Origin of the sequence: Candidatus Symbiopectobacterium sp. 'North America' (assembly GCF_015762685.1) — a bacterium.
Classification (GTDB): Bacteria; Pseudomonadota; Gammaproteobacteria; order Enterobacterales; family Enterobacteriaceae; genus Symbiopectobacterium.
In genome coordinates this window covers 1-722 of record NZ_PEHF01000116.1, presented here as the reverse complement: position 1 = coordinate 722, position 722 = coordinate 1, and the positions used below count along the sequence as shown (strand labels likewise).

The window sequence follows — 722 nt, the reverse complement described above, 5'->3', positions numbered from 1 at the left end:
TTACCTGTTCAAGCAACTGCCACATGTAACGGCACTGATGGTTTCGCGTTATCGTTTCGTGTAACGACAACCATAGCAACTCTATCGGATTCAACCACGGCGAATAGGTTGGCAGATACAGCAGTCGGAACTTCGTATTTTTTTCCAGCCAACGTTCTACCTTGCGGCTTTTATGGATGATGTAATTATCCACGACTAACGTGATGGTTTTTGCTTTTCGGTATGTACGCCGTAATATTTCTAATAGACTGATAAATAATTCAGAACTCTTGCTAGTGCCGCTGGCGTAATGGATTCGTCCCGTCCCTGAATGCAGTGCGCCAGCCAGATAATGTTTCTGGTTTTGTCCCGGTGTAGCTATGCGTTTTTGTTGCCCTCTGGGCATCCAGTCCGCACCGATTTTCGGGTTCAGGTCGATATCGACTTCATCCTGATAAAACATGGGATGATGTGTTTGCTTTTGAGACTTCGCTAGCTCAATGGCGTGCCGTTTTTCCTCATAATGTGGGTCTTTGATTTTCAGTGTCGGCGCAGCTCTGCGCCAGACAATGCCCGCTCGTCTCAGGTAGCGGTACAACGTGGCGGGATGGAGCTCTACATTAAAAAACCGATTAACGATGAGAGCTAACAACTCGGTGCTCCAGCGGGAGCGCAGCCAGCCAAAATCCTGATGAGAACGCTGAACCAGAAGCGGCAGAATGTGCAGAATATCCGTGGTCGGC

At 48.5% G+C, this 722-nt stretch carries 1 protein-coding gene; it reads right to left on the bottom strand.

From position 1 onward, the window contains the following. A partial coding sequence (locus CS369_RS22540; protein WP_196908784.1) for an IS630 family transposase occupies window positions 1–722 on the bottom strand: 722 nt, incomplete at both ends.